Here is a 19,251-nt window from a genome sequence, read left to right on the forward strand (position 1 = left end):
ATCGCCCGGCGCGTGCTGTCGACTCTACGGCAGGGCGCCGACACGGAGCCGCCGCGGGTCGCCCGCTTCGCGGACGGCGAACGCGGACGGCATCCCTCCTCCGGCGGGTCCGGCGGACGTGCGCGGTGTCGCGGCGGCCATGTCGGAGGGCGCGGTTAACGTGGGGGGATGCGGATCACGGATGCCATCGCCCCCGGTGCCGCGACCGACGCCGATCAGCAGGCGGTGACGGCGTGGGGGCCGGCGGTCAGCGGCGCGGTGGTCGGGGCCCCGGGGTCGGGCAAGACCTCCACGCTGATCGCGCGCGTGCGCGCCCTCGTCGACGCCGGCGTCGACCCCGACGAGGTCCTCGTGCTCACCCCCACGCGACCGGCCGCGACCGCGCTGCGCGACCCGCTCGCGCTGGCGATCGGCCGGGCGACCGCCGGCGCCGTCGCGCGGTCGGTCGCCTCCTTCGCCTTCCAGCTCGTCCGCGGGGCCGAGGTGCGCCGCGGCGACGAGCCGCCGCAGCTGCTCACGGGCGGCGACGAGGACCAGATCATCCGCGACCTGCTCGACGGGGACGCCGAGGACGAGCGCGAGGGCGCCTCGCGCTGGCCCGAGTGGCTCGGTCCGGCGATCCGGGCGACGCGCGGCTTCCGCGGCGACGTGCGCGCGTTCCTGGCCGAATGCACCAACCTCGGCGTCCTGCCCGGCGACCTCGAGCGGCTGGCCGCCCGGCACGACCTCCCCGTCTGGGCGTCGCTGGCCTCCTTCTCCGCCGAGTACCGCGCGGTGCGGGCGTCGATGCGCGGTGCGCACCGCGACGCGGCCGACCTGACGCGCGAGGCCGTCGGCGTACTCCGCGACGCCTCGGGCGACCGCGAGCTGCTCGGCCGCTTCGCCACGCTGCGCTGCATCCTGGTCGACGATGCGCAGGAGCTGACGGCCGGCGGCGTCGATCTCCTCGAGGCGGCGGCGGGACTGGGCATCGGCGTCGTGGTCTTCGGGGATCCCGACGTGGGCTCGGGCGCCTTCCGCGGCGCGACGCCGGAGAACTTCGCGCGCCTCGCCCGCTCGCTCGGCACGACGGCGGCGCTGGGCACCGTGCACCGGGGCACCCCGGAGCAGATCGACCTCGTCCGCTCCGTCGCCGCCCGCATCGGCGCCGCGGGCGTCGTCGCGCACCGGCGTCCACCGGTCGGCGCGGCGCCGATGGGCTCCGTCCGCACCTACCTGCTGCGCTCGCCCGCGGAGGAGGCCGACGCCATCGCGCGCCTGCTGCGCGAACGCCACGTTCTCGACGGGGTGGCATGGGGCGACTGCGCCGTCATCGCCCACGACTCGCGGCAGGTCGCGACCCTGCAGACCGAGCTGGCCGCGCGCGAGGTCCCGGCCCGGGCGAGCGGCCCCGGCCTGGCGCTCGGCGCGCAACGGCCCGTGCGCGATCTCGTCGGCCTCGTGGAGCTCGGCATGCAGGACCCGGCGGACTGGACCCCCGAGGCCGTCGCGGACGCGTTGCTGGGGACGTTCGGCGGCCTCGACCCGATCGAGCTGCGCCGGCTGCGGACGGTCCTGCGTCAGGACGAGGTCGAGCACGGCGGACACCGGACGGCCGGGGATCTGCTCGTATCCGGCATCCGGCATCCCCTCGAGCTGGAGGCCGTCGACACCCGGGAGGGCCGCCGTGCGGCGCGGATGGGCGCGACGCTCGCGGCGGTGCGCGCGCAGGCCGAGAACCGGGCGACGCCGCACGAGATGCTGTGGACGGCGTGGGACCGCAGCGGCCTCGCGCGGACGTGGCGGGAGGCGTCGCGCGGACACGGTCCGATCGCCGAGCAGGCCGACCGGGACCTCGATGCGGTCGTCGCCCTCTTCCAGGCGGCCAAGCGGTTCACCGAGCGCGAACCGGACGGGGAGGCGGCGGTCTTCCTCCGTGCGGTGCTCGACAGCGACGTGGCCGAGGACCGCATCGAGCAGCCCGCCGTCGCCGACACCGTCCGCGTGCTGACGCCGGCGGCGGCGGCCGGGACCGCCTTCGACACGGTCGTCGTCGCGGGCGTGCAGGACGGCGTCTGGCCGAACACCCGGCTGCGCGGGGGACTGCTCGAGACGTGGCGGCTGGCCGACGCCGTGCTCCGGCCCGAGCTCCCGGTCGCGGGGCTCATCGACCGGCGACGCGAGGCGATGCACGACGAGCTGCGGCTGTTCCTGCGGTCGATCTCGCGGGCGCGGGAGCGGCTCGTCGTGACGGCGGTGGACGACGACGACACCGGACCCAGCGTCCTGTTCGAGATGCTGCCGACGCCCGAGCCGGCGGCATCCATCCCGGAGCACCCGCTGTCGCTGCGGGGTCTGGTCGCCCGTCACCGTCGCACGCTGACCGCGCCGCGCACGACGGCCGCCCAGCGTCGGCACGCGGCGTCGCAGCTGGCCCTCCTCGCGGCGGCCGACGTGCCGGGCGCCGCGTCCGAGCAGTGGTACGGCGTGGCGGCACCGAGCTCCATCGCGCCGCTGCGCGACCTGTCCCGCGAGGACGTCCGGGTGTCGCCCTCGCGGCTGCACGCGCTCGAGCAGTGCGAGCTCGACTGGGTCATCGGCGACCTCGGCGGCGACCGCAGCGGCACGACCGCGGGCATCGGGACCATCATCCACGCGGCCCTCGAGACCGCGGCATCCCCGTCCGAGGCCGACCTGTGGGCGGTCGTCGAGGAGCGCTGGGGCGAGCTCGTCTTCGACGCCGCCTGGCGTGAACGCGCGGAGCAGACGCGGGCGCGCGACCTCGTGCGGCGGCTCGCCAGCTACCTGCGCCGGTTCGACGACGCCGGTCACCGGCTCCTCGCGGCCGAACGGCACTTCGACGTGCCCATCCCCGTTCCCGACGCGGGGGAGCACCGCGCGGTGCTGAGCGGCGACATCGACCGCGTCGAGCTCACCCCCCGCGGCGAGGTCGTCATCGTCGACCTCAAGACGGGCAAGAACGAGCCCCAGACGGATGCCAAGGTGGCCGACAACCCGCAGCTCGCGGCATACCAGCTGGCCTTCTCGTCCGGCGCCATCGAGCAGGCCGGCGGCTTCGCGCCCGGCGGGGCGAAGCTGCTGGTCCTGCGCCCCAGCGCGGCGACCAAGGACTACGCCGAGCCCCACCAGCCGCCGTTCGACGACGACGCCCGCTCGGCGTTCGTCGAGCGGGTGCAGCGCGCAGTGGGCGTCATGCGCGGCGGCAGCTTCTCCGCGCCGTACGAGGTGCACTGCCGCGACGAGTTCTCGTTCGGGCTGTGCCGCATCCACACGATCTCGGCGGTGAGCGCCTCGTGACGGCGCCGATCCCGCCCGCACCAATCGGGACCGCGCTGCTGCCCGCCGCGACGATCGCGGCCGCTCTCGGGCAGTTCCCGCCCACGGCCGAGCAGACCGAGGTGATCGAGGCGCCGCTGGCGCCGGCGCTCGTCGTCGCGGGCGCCGGCAGCGGCAAGACCGAGACGATGGCGGGGCGGGTGGTCTGGCTCGTCGCGAACGGCCTCGTCCGCCGCGACGAGGTACTCGGGCTGACCTTCACGCGCAAGGCCGCGGGCGAGCTCGCCGAGCGCATCCAGCGGCGGCTGCAGCGCCTGTCCGAGTTCGAGGTGCGCGGTCTGCTGCCGATGCTGCCCGCGCTGCACGCGGCCGGGCGTCTGGCGGTCTTCACCGAGCTGGCCGGCGCCGAGGGCGCGCGCGGGGACGCGGCACGCCGCGAGGCGCTGGACGCCCTCGCCCGCGAGACGCACGCCGTCCCGCCCGTCGACCACGACGGCGACCAGCTGCTGCACCGGCCGACGGTGGCCACCTACAACAGCTTCGCCGACGGACTCGTCCGCGAGCACGGGCTGCGGATCGGGCGCGACGCCGAGGCGGCCATCCTGTCGGAGTCGGCGGCCTGGCTCCTCATGCGCCGGGTCGTCTTCGCCTCCGACGATCCGCGCCTGGAGGAGCGGCAGGAGTCGCCGCGCACCCTCATCGACGCGGCGCTGCGCATCGCCCGCGACGGCGTCGACAACCTCGTCGACCTCGACCGGCTCGCCGCCTTCCCCGACGAGTTCGGGCGCATCGTCGAGCGCCCGTCCGAGAACGCCCGGACCTCCGTCTACAAGGACGTCGCCGATGCGGCCGCCCGCGTCTCGGCGCTCGGCCTGCTCGCCGACGTCGCGCGGGCGTACGACCGCGAGAAGGCGCGCCTGGGCGTCATGGACTTCGCCGACCAGGTCGCCGGCGCCCTGCGCATCGTCCGCGACCACCCGGCCGTCGTCGACGAGCTGCGCGCCCGCTACCGCGTCGTGCTGCTGGACGAGTACCAGGACACCTCCGTGGTGCAGACCGACCTTCTCTCGACGCTCTTCGGCGGCACGGGGGTCATGGCGGTCGGCGACCCCCATCAGGCCATCTACGCCTGGCGCGGTGCCAGCGCCGGCAACCTCGGCGGCTTCCCCGCCGCCTTCGCCCCGGACGGCGGCTGCGCGCAGTTCTCGCTTCTGACCAGCTGGCGCAATAGCGCGCGGGTCCTGGATGCCGCCAACGCGGTGCTCGCGCCCCTGGCCGATCGCTCGCCGGTCGCCGTCGAGCAGCTGCGCGCTCGTCCGGGCGCCCCCGACGGTCTCGTCGAGATCGCGTTCGACGACGCGCTCGACGCCGAGGCGGACCGCGTCGCCGCCTGGTTCGCCGGGATCCGGGCGGCCCGCGCCGCGGACGGGCGCGCGACGACGGGTGCCGTGCTCTTCCGCAGCAAGAAGCACATGGTGCGCTTCGGGGACGCGCTCGGACGTCGTGGCATCCCTCATCGCATCCTCGGTCTCGGCGGGCTGCTCACGACCCCCGAGGTCGTCGACGTGGTGTCCGCACTGCGGGTGGTCAGCGACCCGGAGGCGGGCTCCCCGCTCATCCGGCTGCTGTCGGGGCCCCGCTGGTCCGTCGGACTCGCCGACCTGCGCGCGCTCGCCCAGCTCGCCCGGCGGCTCGCCTCCCACGACGCGGCGCTGCAGCCGCTGGACCCCGACGTGGCGGCGCGGCTGCGATCCACCCCCGGAGCCGACCGCGCATCGCTCGTCGACGCGCTCGACTTCCTCACCCGGCAGGCCGACGACCACGGGTGGCTCGCCGACATCACCCCCGTGGGGCGGGCGCGCCTGCGCGACGCGGGCGCGGTGTTCGCCGGGCTGCGCCGCAGCGTCGGCGCGCCGATCCCCGAGCTGATCCGCCTGGTGGAGGCGGAGCTGCGCCTGGACATCGAGCTCGCCGCGAACGAGTCGCGCGGTCCGGCGCGCATCGCCTCGGCGCAGCTGCGCGCGTTCGTGGACGAGATCCGCGGCTTCCTCGCGGCGGACGAGTCCGGCTCCGTCAGCAGCCTGCTCGCCTGGCTCGACCACGCCGAGCAGGCCGACGAGTTCGCCCCGCGCAGCGAGCCGCCCGAGGACGACGTCGTGCAGCTGCTGACCATCCACGGGTCGAAGGGCCTGGAGTGGGATGCCGTGGCGGTGGTGCGCCTGGTCACCGACGAGCTGCCCTCGCTGGCCCGGGACACGAAGGGGTGGCTCGGCTTCGGCGTGCTGCCGTCGGAGTTCCGCGGGGACGCCGCCTGGCTGCCCGTCCTCGGGTGGCGCGGCGCCGAGACGCAGCAGCAGCTCAAGACCGCCATCGAGGAGTTCGTCGCCGCCAACCGCGCGCGGCAGCTCGACGAGGATCGCCGCCTGGCCTACGTGGCATTCACGCGCGCGCGGGACCACCTGCTGCTGACCGGGTCGAGCTGGTCCGGGACCAAGCGCCCCCGGCGCCCGAGCGTCTTCCTCGACGAGGCCGCCGCCGCCCTCGGCGTGGAGCTCGACGTCGGCGAGCCCGGCGACGACCCGTACGACGGGGAACGCCGCACCCTGCAGTGGCCGCTCGACCCGCTCGGCGCCCGGCGGACCGCCGTGGCCGCGGCGGCGGCCGAGGTCGACGAGGCGCGTCTCGCCGCCCCGGCGGACCCCGACCCCGACCTCGAACTGCTGCTGGCCGAACGGGCGGAGCGCCTGCGCCCGACGCACACGCCGGCGCCCACCCGCATCCCGGCGTCCCGCTACAAGGACTTCGTGGCCGATTACGGCGGCACCGTCGAGTCGCTCCGCCGGCCCATGCCGGAGCGCCCGTTCCGTCAGACCCGTCTGGGCACGCTGTTCCACGCCTGGGTCGAACGCCGGTCGGGGCTGGTCGGCGCGGGAACGGGTCTCGACGACGGCGCCCTGTGGACGGACGACGACGACACCGGCGCCTCGGCCGCGGATGCCGAGGAGCTGCGGCGTCTGCGCGAGAGCTTCGAGCGCTCCGAGTGGGCGGGTCTGCAGCCCCTCGAGGTCGAGACGGAGATCGACTTCGTCACGCCGCTCCTCGACGGGCGCGAGCACGTGATCATCTGCAAGCTGGACGCCGTCTACCGCCGCGGCGACCGCATCGAGATCGTGGACTGGAAGACCGGACGTCCGCCCGTCGGCGAGGCCGAGAAGCGGGCCCGGATGCTGCAGCTCGAGCTCTATCGCGAGGCATACCACGCCAAGCACGGCGTCCCGATGGACAAGATCGACGTCGCTCTCTTCTACGTCGGCGACGAGGTCGTGCTGCGCGGCTGAGCGGGCGGCGCGTTCGTCGGACGGGGTGTTTGTCGGGCGGGGTGGCATCCGTGGTGCGCGTGTGCCCGGGGTGCTCACAGGCCCCAGCGGTTCTGCATTCGCGTAGGGCGGCGGCGCGTTTGTCGGGCGGGGTGGCATCCGGGGTGCTCAGGCGCCCCAGTGGGGGTCAGTGACCCCAGCGGTCCTGCAGTCGGGCGGACGCGGTCGCGACGACGGCCGGGGAAGAGGCCGGTCAGGCGTCGCGGGCCTCGCGGGCGTCGTCATCCCCGGCCACGGCCCAGCGGCGCAGCGCGGCACGGGAGGCGCGGACGGCGTCCTCCTCGTCCTGGGCCGTGACGTGGTGAGGGACGTCGCCCGCGGTGATCGGGGTCTCGTCCGGCGCGGCGTCGAGCGACCCGGTGCGGTGAGGCGTCCAGCCGTCGAGGTCGACCGGTACGGTGGCGCCCGGGTCCTCGGGCTCGCGCAGACCCGTCAGGTCGAACGCGTTCTCCCGGGCGGGGTCTGCGGGTGCGGCGTCCTCCGCGGCGAGACGGTCCCGTTCCGCGGCCAGGTAGAGCGAGAGGGCCTCGGGGTCGTAGGCGTCCGTCTGCATGGACGTGTCGATCGGGGCCGCCGCGGTCGGCGGGACGCGCTCGACCAGCGCCATGGCGTCGTCGATGTCGGCGCGGCTGTCGGGAACGATGTGGTCGCCGCGGACGCCGTCGGCGAGGGCCGTGAGCAGGGCGACCGCGTCGTCGACGACATCGCTCTCCCCGGCGTCCCAGCCGTGTACGAGCCAGCGGGCGAACTCCAGCTCGGCGTACAGGCGCGCGCGCTCGCGCAGCAGCGGGTCGGGGGACCGCTCGCCGCTGCGCGCATAGCCGTCGTGGACGTCGTCGGTCGCGGTGGGGGCCGACGCGAGCCACCGCAGGTCGACGGCGGGATCGCCGGCGCTCAGGCCGGCCCACTCGAGCAGACCGGTGACGTGCGGGATCCCCTCATCGTCGTCGACCAGCAGGAAGGACGAGCTGCTCGCGCCGCCGAGGACGACCGCGGACTCGAACCGCCACAGCTCGTCCACCTCGACCGCGCGGCGCCAGCGGAGCATGAGCCCGTCCGGGACGCGGTCGGTGGCGTCGACCCGGTCGAGCAGACGCGTCACGTCGTCGCGCACCTGCTCCGGCGACCGCACGGGGAGTCCGTCGGTCCGCACGACCGACACCGGCAGCGCGTGCACCGCGGCCAGCGCGGCGCCGATGGCCGGCGCGTACCCCGGGCCCTTGGGGAGGTTGGCGGGGTCGATGCGATAGCCGACGAGATGGTCGACGACGAGCACGCGCTGGGTTCCGGAGCCGGTCTCGCCGAGCACCTCCGGCGCGGCGAACGGGAGCAGCGCCCGCACGCCCGGGGTGAGGGCGTGCAGCGCGCGGGACTCCGTCGCCAGGTCGCGCGCGGCCGCGTCGTCGACGGGCATGCGCACGACGATGGCGCGGCCGTCCTCCAGGCGTGCGAAGGCGGCGTCGAAGCGGCCGGGCCCGTTCTCGGTCAGCGGACCGACCGCCGTGACCCCGATGCCGGGCAGAGCCGCCGTCACCGACGCGGCTAGAGTGAGGGGCGAGCGTGCCATGCCCCCAGGGTAGGTCGGTCCCGCGCTCCTTCCCCCCGCGCCACGCCCTTGAGAGAGGTGTTCGATGCCGCCCAGCGCCCCCGTGCCGTCGCGTCCCCTCGTGCGCGACCGCAGCGCCGACGAACGCCGCACCGCCGGACTGCTCGATGCGGCGCGCGCGGCATCCGGGACCCGCGTGCTCGCTGTGCGGGCGGATGCGGCGCCGGTCCGCGGCGACGCTCTCGTCGGCGTGCCCGTCTCCGCGCTGGACGAGGTGCTCGAGTGGGCGTTCCTGGGCCGCGGGCCCGCCGGCGAGGCCGTCCTCCTCGCCGTCGTCCCGGACCAGGCGGACATCGCTCTGCCCCCGGATGCCGCCTGGTCGCGGCTGCGCGAGATCGGCGGCGACCTCGTCGAGTCCGACGCCTCCATCCTGCGCACGGCCGTCGCTCTCGCGGGATGGCTGCGCGACGCGCCCTTCTGCCCCGCGTGCGGAACCCGGACGCTCACCCGTGACGCCGGATGGGCCCGGCACTGCCCCGGATGCGGCCGCGAGCACTTCCCGCGCACCGACCCGGCGGTGATCGTCCTGGTGGTCAGCGAGGACGGCCGGCGGGTGCTGCTCGGCGCGAACGCCGCGTGGGGCGGAGCCCGGTACTCGTGCTTCGCCGGGTTCGCGGAGGCGGGGGAGTCGCTCGAGGAGGCGGTGGCGCGCGAGGTCGCGGAGGAGGCGAACGTCGTGCTGCGCGACGTCGAGTACCGCGGCTCGCAGGTGTGGCCGTACCCCCGCTCGCTCATGCTGGGCTTCCGTGCCCGTGTGGAGCACGACGCCGACGCCCGCGAGGACGGTGAGGAGATCGTCGAGGTGCGCTGGTTCACCCGCGACGAGCTCGGCGCCGCGATGCGGGGCGAGAGCGGTGTGCAGCTGCCCGGACCGGCCTCCATCGCACGGCGCCTCATCGACGACTGGTACGAGGAGACGCGGTGAGCGCGCTCGACGGGCTCGACGAGCAGCAGCGGGAGGCGGCGCGGACCCTGCGCGGCCCCGTCTGCGTCCTCGCGGGCGCCGGCACGGGCAAGACGCGGGTCATCACGCGCCGCATCGCCCACGGCGTCGACACCGGCGCGTACTCCCCGCAGCGGGTGATGGCCGTCACCTTCACGGCGAAGGCCGCGGGGGAGATGCGCGGCCGGCTGCGTGCCCTCGGCGTCGCGGGGGTGTCCGCGCGGACGTTCCACGCGACGGCGCTGGCGCAGGTGAACTACTTCTGGCCCGCTCTCGCCGGCGATCAGGCGCCGTCCATCATCGACAACAAGGTGCGCATGCTCGCGCACGCCGCCGACGGAGTGGGGCTGTCGCCGGACACGGCCACCCTCCGCGACGTGGCCTCCGAGATCGAGTGGCGCAAGGTCACCATGCGCTCGATCGAGCAGTATGCGGCGGACCGGCCGAACGGCGTCGGACGCCTCGGGGTGGACCGCGTCGTGGACCTGCAGCGCGCGTACGAGAAGCTCAAGGACGAGCGCCGTCAGATGGACTTCGAGGACGTCCTCCTCACGTGCGCGGGGATGATCGAGGCGGAGCCCCGGGTGGCCGCCGCCGTGCACGAGCAGTACCGCCACTTCACCGTCGACGAGTTCCAGGACGTGTCGCCGCTGCAGGCGCGACTTCTCGAGCTGTGGCTCGGCGACCGCCACGACCTCTGCGTGGTGGGCGACGCCAGCCAGACCGTCTACTCGTTCACCGGCGCCGACTCGCGGTATCTGCTGGAGTTCGAGCGGACCCATCCGGATGCCAAGGTGGTGCGCCTCGAGCGCAACTACCGCTCCACGGCGCCGGTGCTCGCCGTCGCGAACGATCTCATGCGCGGCCGCGCCGGCGCGCTGGAGCTGGTCTCCGCGTCGCCGGAGCAGACACCGGCCCCCACGGTGCGCGCGTACGACGACGACGAGGACGAGGCCGCCGGGGTCGCGCGCTCCATCGCCGACCTCGTCGCGCGCGGCGCGGACCCGCGGGCGATCGCCGTCCTCTACCGCTCGCATGCGCAGTCGGCCCTGCTGCTGACGGCCCTCGCCGGCGTCGGGGTGGCGGCCACCGTGCTCGGGGGGCGACGGTTCTTCGACCTCCCCGAGGTCCGGCAGGCGATGATGGCCCTGCGCGCGGCCTCGGTGGCGCCGCTGGAGACGGGGTTCCTCGCGACCGTGCGCGACGTTCTGCGCAGCGTCGGGTTGACCGACGAGCCGCCGGCCGCCGGCGGGGCTCTGCGCGACGCCTGGGAGGCGCGCGCCGCCCTCCTGCGTCTGGCGGAGGAGGCGCCCGCGGGGACGGACCTGCGCGGCTTCACCGACGACTTGCAGGCGCGCGCCCGAGACCAGCACGAGCCGGCCACGCGGACGGTCACGCTGGCGACGCTGCACGCCGCCAAGGGACTGGAATGGGACCACGTCCACCTCGTCGGGGTCAGCGAGGGGCTGCTTCCCATCTCGTACGCCACGACCTTCGAGGCGGTCGACGAGGAGCGTCGCCTGGCGTACGTCGGCGTCACGCGCGCCGCGCGGACACTGTCCATCAGCTGGTCCCGTGGTCGGGGGCGGAGCGAACGGTCGCCGTCGCGCTTCCTCCGAGAGATCGGCAGCGGCAGTCTGCGCTCGGCCGATGTCGTCGCCAGGACCGGCGGGGCGTCGCGGCGCGCAGGTGCAGGGAGCTCGTCGTCTTCGAGGGGTCCGCGCTGAGATAGTGCCGCGCGGCGCGCGCGACCTCGACGGCGAACCCCGCATCGACGTCGGGGCGCGGTCGTGCGAGGAGTTGCGCCGCGATGACCGGCCAGGCCGGGTCGCGGGAGCGGGCCGTGGCATCCAGGCAGCTCAGGCACGCCGTCAGACCGGGCCGGACGAGCGGACCGACGGCCGCCTGACCGGCGTCCAGGACGACCGGCAGATGGGGCACGTCCTCGCGGACCAGGGCGACTGCGCGGCGGGGGTCGACGCGGTGGGCGCCGAGCAGGATCACCGTCCGCCCGTCATCGGGGGCAGCGGTCCGGCTGCCCGCCCACGGCAGCACGGCGGTGTCCGGCGGCAGCCCGAGCCGGACCGCGCGGACCACGCCCGGGGACAGGTCGTCTGTCACCTGCAGGGCGACCCGCGGGGTGCGGACGGGCGCGTCGAGAGCGGGAGCCAGCCGGGCCAGCAGCGCGTCGACGTCGGTCTCGTCGGCGCCCGCCAGCCGGGCGAGGCCCTGCAGGACCGGCAGGCTCGTCCCGTTCTCGAGTGCGTCCACGGCCGCCGCGTGCCACGCGGACTCGAGGGTCAGCTGCACGAGCGGCGGCGCGCCGAACTGCACGGTGCGGTCGTCCCGCCAGAGCGGGGGAGCGGAAGGGGCGAGTCGAGGCATGCCGACGATCCTGGCGCGCCCGGAAGGCGTTCCAGGGGTTGTCCACAGGAAGAGGCGCTGACGCCTCCTCCCCAGGCCTCGTGGGTCAGACGGGCCGCTGGTCGCCCGGGGCGCCGTCGTCGTCCGGGCGCTGCCCGTCGGCGGGGCCGGAGGGGTCCGTCGTCCCGGACTCCGCGCCGTCCGACGCAGACCCGCCGTCCGACGTGGACCCGCCGTCCGACGTGGACCCGCCGTCCGACGTGGACCCGCCGTCCGACGGGCCCGCGGCATGCGCCGATCCACCGTCCGAAGCAGCCTCACCGGTTTCTTCGGCCAGCAGCTGAGCGAGGGCGTCGTCCATGGCATCCGCCGGCGCGCTCTCGCCGCGGGACTGCGCGGTCAGGCGCGCGACGAGGGCCGCGGGGTCGTCGATGTCCTCGGCCGACGGCATGAGGTCGGGGTAGTCCCACAGCGCGTCGCGGCCGGCGACGCCCACCGCGTCGGTCACGGCGCGCCACAGCGCGGCGGCCTCCCGCATGCGGCGCGGTCGCAGCTCGAGCCCGACGAGCGAGCCGAGGGCCTGCTCGGCCGGTCCGCCGACCGCGCGACGACGACGGACGGCTTCGGCGATGCGCGCCGCCGAGGGCAGGCGGGCGGTCGCGTCCTCGGTGACGACATCGACCCAGCCCTCGATGGTCGCCAAGAGGTTCTCGAGGCGGGTCAGCGCCGCCGTCTGCTCCTCCGAGCGGGCGGGCAGGAGCGCGCCGCTCTCGAGGGCGTTGCGGAGCTCCTCGGGCTGGGAGGGGTCGAAGCGGGAGGCGAGGTCCTCGAGGGCGTCGGTGTCGACGCGGATGCCGTGGGCGAAGTCGCGCACCTGGGAGATGACGTGCAGGCGCAGCCACCGGGCGTGCCGGAACAGGCGCGCGTGCGCGAGCTCGCGCGTGGCGAGGTAGAGCGCGAGCTGGTCGTCCGGGATCTCCAGGTCGCGCCCGAAGTCGGCGAAGTTCTGGGGCAGGATCGCCGCGTCGCCGTCGGGCATGACGGGGATGCCAACGTCGCCGCCGCCCACCACCTCGGTCGACAGGCGACCGACGACGTGGCCGAGCTGCGTGGCGAAGAGGGAGCCGCCGACGGTCCGCATGAGACGGCCCGCTCCGGCGATGAGGTCCTGCATGTCGTCCGGCGCCTGCTGGCCCAGGGCGTCGGTCAGCGCGTCGGCGATGCTGGTGGCCACGGGCTCGGCGAGCTCCTGCCACACCGGCAGGGTGGCCTGCACCCACGCGCCGCGCGTCACGGCGCGGGCCGGGTGGGGGAGGTCCGAGATCGTCGTGGCCTCGCCCAGCCACAGCGCCGCGAGGGCGAACGCCTGGTCGAGGTCGGTCCGCTGTCCGGTCGACACGCCGCGGTCGTCCTGGTTGGCGATGTGCAGGGCCTGCCGTTCGGCGAGGCTCCAGTCGACGCCGTCCTGCGCGCCGGAGAACGCCCCCTGCAGCTGGCTCATCACGGCCTGCAGCATGGCGGGGTCGATCTGCATGCCCGACAGGCGTGCGAGCTGCTCGGGGTCGATGGCCCCGGTCTCGCCCGCGAGCAGGCGTCGCATGAGCTCCTGGAACTCCTCCTCGGGGCTCCGGTCGTCGTCTGCCACTTCAGCCGCCTTTCAGCCAGGTCTGGGGGTTCCGGATCTACGCTAGTCGCAGGATTCATCGCATCCCCCGGCACGGCCTCACCCCGCTTACGCCGCGCGCGAACGACCCGGCGGAGGTAGGCCACGTGACCCTGTTCGACGAGAACGTCTCCGTCGTGCCCGCGCCCCCGCGGCGCCTGCGCCGCTCGACAGCGACGGGCCTGTGGGCGCTGTCCGTGGCGCTGCTCGTCCTGCTCGTGCTGTCGTTCCTGCCGACGGCCTACGTCATCCAGCAACCCGGTCCCGTCATCGACACCCTCGGGACGTCGGAGAACGCGGACGGGGAGCAGGTGCCGCTCATCACCGTCCCGGACGGGCAGGACACGACCGGCTCCGGGCGCCTGGACCTGCTCACGGTGCAGGTCGTCGGCAATCGCGAGCGCACGCCGTCCTGGCTCGAGCTCGTGGGCGCGTGGTTCGACCCGTCCCGCGCCGTGGTGCCGCTGGACCGCATCTTCCCCGCGGGCGAGACGACGGAGGAGCGCAACACCCAGAACGTCGCGCTCATGAACGACTCCCAGCAGGAGGCCACCGCCGCCGCGCTGGAGGAGCTCGGCTACGACGTCGGCCAACACGTGCGGGTGAACCAGCTGAGCGACGACGCGGCCGCCGCGGGGTCGATCGAGGCCGGGGACACCATCCTCTCGGTCGACGGCGTCCCCGCCGACTCGGCGATCGCCGTCCGCGACGCGGTGCAGGCGGCGGCGGGCGCGCCCGTCTCGATCGAGCTCGAGCGCGACGGACGGGACTCCACCGTCGAGGTGACGCCCGCCCTCGTCGAGGACGGGCGCGAGAGCGCCTACGTCCTGGGCGTCGTGCTGCAGAACGCCTTCGACTTCCCGATCGACGTCGAGATCCAGCTGAACAACGTCGGGGGACCGAGCGCCGGCATGATGTTCGCCCTCGGCATCATCGACAAGCTGTCGTCGGAGGGCCTCACGGGCGGTCAGCACTTCGCCGGAACGGGCACGATCGACGCCGAGGGGAACGTCGGGCCGATCGGCGGCATCCGTCAGAAGCTCTACGGAGCCCGGGATGCCGGGGCGACCTGGTTCCTCGCCCCGGAGGCGAACTGCGACGAGGTCGTGGGCCACGTGCCCGACGGCCTGCGCGTGTTCTCGACGGCGACGCTCGAGCAGTCGCTGACAGTCCTCGAGACGGTGCGCGACGGGGGCGATCTCGACGCCCTCCCGACGTGCGGGGCTCAAACTGCTGCGGGATCGTAGCATCCACGGCTTTCCCCCAGAACGCCGCGCCTAGGATGGTCGAGTGACCACGACCTCAGCGCCGAACCAGGCCACGCCACCCAACCGCTCCCGCCGGATCATCTCGATCTCGCTCGCGATCATCGCCGCGCTCGTCGTGGCGTTCTTCGTCTTCGCGAGTCTCTACGCCGACTGGATGTGGTTCGCACAGCTGGGCTTCACCGGAGTCCTCACGACCCAGTGGATCGCCCGGGCGGTGATGTTCGTGGTCGGCTTCCTCGCGATGGCCGTGCCCGTCTGGGGCGTCATCCAGCTGGCCTATCGCCTGCGCCCCGTCTACGCGCGTCTGAGCTCGCAGCTCGACCGCTACCAGGAGGTCGTCGAACCGCTCCGCCGGCTGGCGATGTGGGGGATCCCCGTCTTCTTCGGCTTCTTCGCCGGCTTCGCCGCCTCGGCGCAGTGGGAGACGACGTGGCTGTGGTTCAACGGCGTGACGACCAGCGAGACCGACCCGCAGTTCGGTCTCGACACCGGCTTCTACCTGTTCGGGATGCCGTTCTACGCGGCCCTGCTCGGCTTCACGTCCGCGGTGCTCCTGGTGTGCCTGCTGCTGACCGGCGTCGTGTCGTACCTGTACGGCTCTGTGCGCGTCGGCCAGCGCGAGCTGCGCATCTCCAAGGCGGCCCGCATCCAGCTCGCGGTCCTCGCCGGCCTCTACCTGCTGGTCCAGGGCGCGAGCCTGTGGCTCGACCGGTTCCGCACCCTCGTCGAGCCCGGGGAGCGCATCACGGGTCCCGGCTACGTGGGCGCGAACGCCGTGATCCCCGGCCAGACGATCCTCGCGATCGTCGCGGTGCTCGTGGCCGTCCTCTTCTTCGTCACGGCCGTCATCGGCCGCTGGCGCTACCCGCTCATCGCGACGGCGCTGCTCGTCGTCTCCGCGATCGTCGTCGGCGCGGCGATCCCGTGGGCGGTCAACACCTTCCAGGTGCGTCCGAACGAGCTCGCGCTCGAGAGCCAGTACTACCAGCGCAACCTCGACAGCACGAAGGCCGCGTACGGCATCGACGCCGTCGAGAAGGAGAACTTCGAGGCTGCGACGCAGGCCGAGGCCGGTCAGCTCCGCGACGACGCCGCCTCCACGGCGCAGCTGCGCATCATGGACCCGGCCATCATCGGCCCGACCGTCCGCCAGCTCGAGCAGTACCGCGCGTACTACCAGTTCGAGGAGCCCCTCGACGTCGACCGCTACACGATCAACGGCCAGACGCAGGACGCCGTGGTGGCCGTCCGCGAGCTGAACATCGGTCAGCTGGGCGACGCCGCGTCGTGGCAGAACACGACCGTCGTCTACACGCACGGCTACGGCATGGTCGCGGCGGCGGGCAACGAGCGCACCGACGACGGCGACCCGGTGTTCCTCGAGCAGGCGATCCCGGGCACCGGCTTCCTCACCGACCTCGAGTACGAGCCGCGCATCTACTTCGGCGAGCAGTCGCCGCCGTACTCGATCGTCGGAAACGTCGAGGGCGGCGAGGACTTCGAGCTCGACTATCCCCTGGGGGCCGACGGCGGCACCGAGACGCGCACGACGTTCCGGGGAGACGGCGGTCCGAGCGTCGGCAACGTCTTCAACCGCCTGATCTACGCTCTCAAGTTCCAGTCGGAGCAGATCCTCTTCTCGGACTACGTCAACGACGCGTCGCAGATCCTGTACGACCGCGATCCCGTCACGCGTGTGCAGAAGGTCGCGCCCTATCTGACGCTGGACAGCGACCCGTACCCGACCGTCGTGGACGGCCGCATCCAGTGGGTCGTCGACGGCTACACCACGAGCGCGAACTACCCGTACTCGACCGGGGTCTCGCTGTCGCAGGCGATCGCCGACTCGAACAACCCGTCGCCGACGTACGCGCTGGACGACATCAACTACATCCGCAACTCGGTCAAGGCCACGGTCGACGCCTACGACGGCAGCGTCACGCTGTACGCGTGGGACGACCAGGACCCGATGCTGCAGGCGTGGCAGAAGGTCTACCCGACCTCGCTGCAGCCCTGGAGCGACATGTCGGCCGACCTGATGAGCCACGTGCGCTACCCGACGGACCTCATGAAGGTGCAGCGCTCGATGCTCGGCGTCTACCACGTGGACGACGCGCGGTCCTTCTTCCAGCAGGACAACCGGTGGACGACGCCGAACGACCCGCAGGACCCGGACAGCTTCCAGCCGCCGTACTACCTGACGATGAAGATGCCGAGCCAGGACGAGCCGTCCTACTCGATGTTCACGAGCTTCATCCCGGCATCCCAGGGCGGACAGGCGCGCAACGTGCTCACGGGCTACCTCGCCGTCGACTCCAACGCCGGTGACGAGCAGGGCACCAAGCGCGACGACTACGGCCGATTGCGGATGCTCGTGATCGACGCGGCCACGACGGTGCCCGGACCCGGACAGGTGCAGAACACGTTCGACTCCGACACGGCCGTGTCGTCGCAGATCAACATCCTCCAGCAGGGGCAGTCGCAGGTGCTCCCGGGCAACCTGCTGACGCTGCCCGTCGGCGGCGGTCTGCTCTACGTGCAGCCCGTGTTCGTGCAGTCCTCCGGCGGCACGCAGCTGCCGCAGCTGCGCCGCGTGCTGGTGGCCTTCGGCGACCAGATCGCGTTCGAGAACACCCTGAGCGAGGCGCTGGACAGCCTGTTCGGCGGAGACTCGGGAGCGGACACCGGCGATGAGGAGGTCATCCCGACCGACCCGGACCAGGGCGACGGGACGACCACGCCGACCGAGCCGACCGCACCGGCGGCGGACTACGCTGCGGCTCTCGAAGAGGCCCGCCAGGCGCTGGCCGCCCGCAACGCCGCGTTCTCGAGCGGCGACCTCGCAGCGTTCGCCGAGGCGGACGAGCGTCTCACCACCGCGATCGAGCGTCTGCTCGAGCTCGACGGCTCCGGTGAGGGCGGCGACACCCAGTCCGGTACCGACGGCCAGGGCTGATCCGTTCGACCACGCCGGCGCCCCGCATCGCGCGGGGCGCCGGCGTCGTCGTTTCCGGCGTCAGACGGAAGGACGGAAGGCGGGGCGCCGGCGTCGTCGTTCCCGGCGTCAGACGGGAGGCGATGCGGCAGCGATCGAGCGCGGAGGGACCCGTGGCATCCGGGGCGAGAAGGGCACGGGATGCCACGGCCTCCCACCCGCGCGACGCACGACGACACCCCGCGGCCCCCACACCCGCCGGCGGCCTCAGGCGCGGAGGAACCACCACCAGATGAGCAGCAGGGTGGTGCCGAAGCCGGCGATCTGATTCAGCCAGAGGAAGCGGTTCCACCCGGCGGTCGCAGACTCGCTCGTGGCATCCGTGACGTTGCGGTACGGCCACACGACGACGAGGTACGGCACGACGAGGAGGGCGGCCAGCGGCCCCGGCCAGGCGGTGAACAGCATGGCGACCCCCGCGAGGGCGTAGGCGGTCAGGGCGAAGCGGACCGTCCAGCGGGCGCCGCGTGCGGTGGCGATGGAGGAGATCCCGGCCGACCGGTCCGCCTCGACGTCCTGCACGGCGCCGAAGGCGTGCGAGGCGATGCCCCAGAGCGCGAAGGCGACGAACACGACGACGAGCTGCCACGTCCACGTCGCCCCGGCGAGGACGAGTCCGTACACGGCGGGCGAGAAGAAATGGATGCTGCTGGTGATCGAGTCGGCGAAGGGCCGTTCCTTCAGCCGCAGCGGCGGCGCCGAGTAGAACACGACGAAGAACAGGCTGAGCGCGAGCACGAGCCACGACAGCGGGGAGCCGACCGCCACGAGGAACACGACGAACGGCAGGCACGACAGAGCGGCCGCCCACAGCGTGATCGGGTGCATCCGCTTGGCGAGGACCGCGCCGTGCGTGCCGCCCTTGCGCGGGTTGCGCAGGTCGGACTCGTAGTCGAAGACGTCGTTCACGCCGTACATGGCGAGGTTGTACGGCACGAGGAAGAACACGATGCCGACGATCAGCACCACGTCCACCTGCCGCGTGGTGAGGAGGTAGGCGGCGGCGAACGGGAACGCGGTGTTGATCCAGCTCACCGGTCGCGACGAGACGAACAGCTCTCGCAGCACGCGCGCGGGGGTGAGGGTGGCCGGGGCGGTCATGCGGGTTCCTTCCGCGGGGCGATGAGCTCGAACAGCGCGGGGACGAGGAAGGCCGCGCACAGAGGGTAGGCGAAGTCCTCGAGGGGGGCCAGACCGATCCGGATGCCGCTGAGGTGCTCCTCCGGGTACGAGAAGAGGCCGACGGCGATCATGACGTTGTCGAACACGAGCGTCAGCGCGAGGAGGACGAGCGCCGTCAGCCCCGAGGATCTCATGCGTCGGCCGAAGTCGGGACGCCGCGCGGTGGAGAGCGTCACGACGATCGTCGCGACCACGAACGGCAGCACGATGAGCGGGTAGGTCATGATCGTCCCTCGTCCACGCGGTCGTCCGCGTGTCGCGGCGCCGCGGCGGACCGTCGGCGGTGGAAGACGCTCCACAGGACGACGGCGAGGTAGCTGAGGAAGACGAGGAAGAAGACCTCCTCCAGCGGCAGGTGCGGCGCCACGTCCACCCCCACGAAGAGCGGGCTGTCGCCCTTGACGAACACCCCGGTGAGGATCCCGACGGCATCCCACAGGAGGAAGAAGCACGCACCGAGGAGGACGGCGCCGGTCGTGCGCCACGGCGCCGTGCGGAGGGCCAGCCCGAACTTGAGATCGATGGCGATCATGCCGGCGAGGGAGAAGAGGATGGCACCCAGGTAGATCCCGGGCAC

The 19,251-nt window shown here is 73.7% G+C and carries 11 protein-coding genes; 6 read left to right on the forward strand and 5 right to left on the reverse strand.

What is annotated here, in order from left to right:
- The first annotated feature begins 168 nt into the window (after window positions 1-168).
- Together MRBLMI1_RS02085 and MRBLMI1_RS02090 are read left to right on the forward strand one after the other, a co-directional pair.
- Window positions 169-3,297 (forward strand): ATP-dependent helicase, encoded by a 3,129-nt coding sequence (locus tag MRBLMI1_RS02085; protein WP_367726486.1) that lies wholly within the window; start codon window positions 169-171, stop codon window positions 3,295-3,297.
- Between the two features lie 23 nt (window positions 3,298-3,320).
- Window positions 3,321-6,614, forward strand: a complete 3,294-nt coding sequence (locus MRBLMI1_RS02090) for a UvrD-helicase domain-containing protein (protein ID WP_367727541.1) — start codon at window positions 3,321-3,323, stop codon at window positions 6,612-6,614.
- A 232-nt stretch (window positions 6,615-6,846) separates the two neighbouring features.
- Here the strand turns inward: MRBLMI1_RS02090 and MRBLMI1_RS02095 are convergent, their stop codons facing one another.
- Window positions 6,847-8,220 (reverse strand): aminoglycoside phosphotransferase, encoded by a 1,374-nt coding sequence (locus MRBLMI1_RS02095; RefSeq protein WP_367726487.1) that lies wholly within the window; start codon window positions 8,218-8,220, stop codon window positions 6,847-6,849.
- Window positions 8,221-8,284: 64 nt separating this feature from the next.
- Between MRBLMI1_RS02095 and nudC the strand changes: the two genes are divergently transcribed.
- Both nudC and MRBLMI1_RS02105 read left to right on the forward strand, forming a co-directional pair.
- Window positions 8,285-9,184, forward strand: a complete 900-nt coding sequence (gene nudC, locus MRBLMI1_RS02100; RefSeq protein WP_367726488.1) for an NAD(+) diphosphatase — start codon at window positions 8,285-8,287, stop codon at window positions 9,182-9,184.
- Window positions 9,181-10,929 carry an ATP-dependent helicase gene (locus MRBLMI1_RS02105; protein WP_367726489.1) on the forward strand — a complete coding sequence of 583 codons (1,749 nt, stop codon included), beginning with the start codon at window positions 9,181-9,183 and terminating at the stop codon, window positions 10,927-10,929. The genes nudC and MRBLMI1_RS02105 overlap by 4 nt, the downstream gene beginning before the upstream one ends.
- Window positions 10,930-11,672: 743 nt before the next feature.
- Here MRBLMI1_RS02105 and MRBLMI1_RS02110 read toward each other — a convergent pair.
- Window positions 11,673-13,211, reverse strand: coding sequence for a zinc-dependent metalloprotease (locus MRBLMI1_RS02110; RefSeq protein ID WP_367726490.1), 1,539 nt, complete (start codon window positions 13,209-13,211; stop codon window positions 11,673-11,675).
- Window positions 13,212-13,336: 125 nt separating this feature from the next.
- Between MRBLMI1_RS02110 and MRBLMI1_RS02115 the strand changes: the two genes are divergently transcribed.
- Window positions 13,337-14,476, forward strand: coding sequence for a YlbL family protein (locus MRBLMI1_RS02115; RefSeq protein ID WP_367726491.1), 1,140 nt, complete (start codon window positions 13,337-13,339; stop codon window positions 14,474-14,476).
- Window positions 14,477-14,519: 43 nt separating this feature from the next.
- Window positions 14,520-17,453 carry a UPF0182 family protein gene (locus tag MRBLMI1_RS02120; protein WP_367726492.1) on the forward strand — a complete coding sequence of 978 codons (2,934 nt, stop codon included), beginning with the start codon at window positions 14,520-14,522 and terminating at the stop codon, window positions 17,451-17,453.
- A gap of 246 nt (window positions 17,454-17,699) precedes the next feature.
- Here MRBLMI1_RS02120 and MRBLMI1_RS02125 read toward each other — a convergent pair whose 3' ends face one another.
- Genes MRBLMI1_RS02125 through MRBLMI1_RS02135 form a run of 3 tightly spaced genes read right to left on the reverse strand, consistent with a single transcriptional unit; the run spans window position 17,700 to window position 19,251 of the window.
- Window positions 17,700-18,593: a prenyltransferase gene (locus MRBLMI1_RS02125; protein WP_367726493.1), complete on the reverse strand. Its 894-nt coding sequence runs from the start codon at window positions 18,591-18,593 to the stop codon at window positions 17,700-17,702.
- Window positions 18,590-18,898 (reverse strand): lycopene cyclase domain-containing protein, encoded by a 309-nt coding sequence (locus tag MRBLMI1_RS02130; RefSeq protein ID WP_367726494.1) that lies wholly within the window; start codon window positions 18,896-18,898, stop codon window positions 18,590-18,592. Before MRBLMI1_RS02130 ends, MRBLMI1_RS02125 begins: the two co-directional genes overlap by 4 nt.
- Window positions 18,895-19,251: a lycopene cyclase domain-containing protein gene (locus tag MRBLMI1_RS02135; RefSeq protein WP_367726495.1), complete on the reverse strand. Its 357-nt coding sequence runs from the start codon at window positions 19,249-19,251 to the stop codon at window positions 18,895-18,897. The genes MRBLMI1_RS02130 and MRBLMI1_RS02135 overlap by 4 nt, the downstream gene beginning before the upstream one ends.

The organism is Microbacterium sp. LMI1-1-1.1, assembly GCF_040815675.1.
Lineage (GTDB): Bacteria > Actinomycetota > Actinomycetes > Actinomycetales > Microbacteriaceae > Microbacterium.

Excerpts from the sequence above, each read along its gene's own strand:
- MRBLMI1_RS02125 (WP_367726493.1), bottom strand. The coding sequence starts at position 18,593 with ATGACCGCCCCGGCCACCCTCACCCCCGCGCGCGTGCTGCGAGAGCTG.
- MRBLMI1_RS02085 (WP_367726486.1), top strand. The coding sequence starts at position 169 with ATGCGGATCACGGATGCCATCGCCCCCGGTGCCGCGACCGACGCCGAT.
- MRBLMI1_RS02130 (WP_367726494.1), bottom strand. The coding sequence starts at position 18,898 with ATGACCTACCCGCTCATCGTGCTGCCGTTCGTGGTCGCGACGATCGTC.
- MRBLMI1_RS02095 (WP_367726487.1), bottom strand. The coding sequence starts at position 8,220 with ATGGCACGCTCGCCCCTCACTCTAGCCGCGTCGGTGACGGCGGCTCTG.
- nudC (WP_367726488.1), top strand. The coding sequence starts at position 8,285 with ATGCCGCCCAGCGCCCCCGTGCCGTCGCGTCCCCTCGTGCGCGACCGC.